Annotated in this window: 2 protein-coding genes; both read right to left on the reverse strand. The window is 55.1% G+C overall.

The genetic code is table 11. The features are described from left to right. Window positions 1-37 precede the first annotated feature (37 nt). On the reverse strand, window positions 38-874 hold the full coding sequence (locus MKS85_RS28770; protein ID WP_047230569.1) for an IS3 family transposase: 837 nt from the start codon (window positions 872-874) through the stop codon (window positions 38-40). After that, on the reverse strand, window positions 871-1,173 hold the full coding sequence (locus MKS85_RS28775) for an IS3 family transposase (RefSeq protein ID WP_047230570.1): 303 nt from the start codon (window positions 1,171-1,173) through the stop codon (window positions 871-873). Before MKS85_RS28775 ends, MKS85_RS28770 begins: the two co-directional genes overlap by 4 nt. Between the last annotated feature and the right edge of the window lie 71 nt (window positions 1,174-1,244).

Consider the following 1,244-nt stretch of genomic DNA (forward strand, 5'->3'; position numbering starts at 1 on the left):
TGAACTGGTCAAGTAATTCTGGACACCAGTTAAGGTTTCACGCCGCCAGTTTCTCCATGGCTACCGGCGACCGGTAGTCGTTGTAGCTATGGAGCCTGACGTTGTTGTATCGCATCACATAACGTTGCACATCCACGCGGGCTTCATGCTCCGAGCTGTAGCCATCGTCTGGCACCCACTCTGATTTCAGGCTCCCAAAGAAACGCTCCATCGGGGCGTTGTCCCAGCACTCACCTTTACGACTCATGCTGTGCAGGAGTCCATGCTTGCGCATCTCATTCCTGAATTTGTGGCTGGTGTATTGGCAACCTTGGTCAGAATGAAACAGCACCTCTTTTGGACAGCCTCGCAATTGAACCGCCATTCGCAACGCTTCGCAGGTCAGCGTGGCATCGGAAATCATTGAAAACGACCACCCCACGATCCGGCGAGCAAACAAATCCAACACTGCCGCGAAATACATCCAGCGCTTACCCACCTTGATGTACGTCACATCTCCACACCACACCTGGTTGATCGCCGTGACATCAAACTTGCGCTTGAGCACATGCGGCGCTACCAGCGCTTCCACGCCGGAAGATTTGTACTTGTGCCGCCGCCGCTGATGACTGGCAACACCGGCTTCGCGCATCAAACTGCGAGCCAGATGTCGCCCGACACGATGCCCCTTTGCTTGCAGTTCCTTGGAAAGGGTGCGAGACCCGGCGGATGCTCTGGATTCCTTGTGATGCTCGACCAGCACGGCTTTGAGTTTCTCCCGCTCAGGCTTCACCTTGCCTTGGCGCTGACGCCAGGCGTAAAAGCTGCTGCGGTTGACCCCAAACGCCCGACAGCAATTGTTAACGCCGTACTGCTCGTCCAGCTCGTTGATCAACGAGAATGATCTTTGGAGTCCAAAAGCAGGAGAGCACTGGCCTTTTTTAGGATTTCAATGTCCAGGTCTTTTTGCCTGAGCAACGCTTTGAGCTGCTGAATCTCTCGCTGATCGGCGGTAATCGCCTTAGCCCCCTCGGGGGTCGAACCCAAGCGCTCTTTGCGAACCTGGTCGACCCAACGGCGCAAGGCGGTAGGGCCAATATCCAGGCTGGCACAGACTTCGGGAACGGACTGGCCCTCGTCCAGCACCATGCTGGCAGCCTTGAGCTTGAACTCACTGGAATAAGATTTGCGCATATCCAAACACCTCAGATTTGGGCGCCATCATAGCGCCCGATTGAAGTGTCCAAAATCATTAGGCCAGTTCA

Origin of the sequence: Pseudomonas sp. JL2 (genome assembly GCF_031570495.1) — a bacterium.
GTDB classification, from domain to species: domain Bacteria; phylum Pseudomonadota; class Gammaproteobacteria; order Pseudomonadales; family Pseudomonadaceae; genus Aquipseudomonas; species Aquipseudomonas rhizophila.

Coding starts and splice junctions, on each gene's coding strand:
- MKS85_RS28775 (WP_047230570.1), bottom strand. CDS start 1,173: ATGCGCAAATCTTATTCCAGTGAGTTCAAGCTCAAGGCTGCCAGCATG.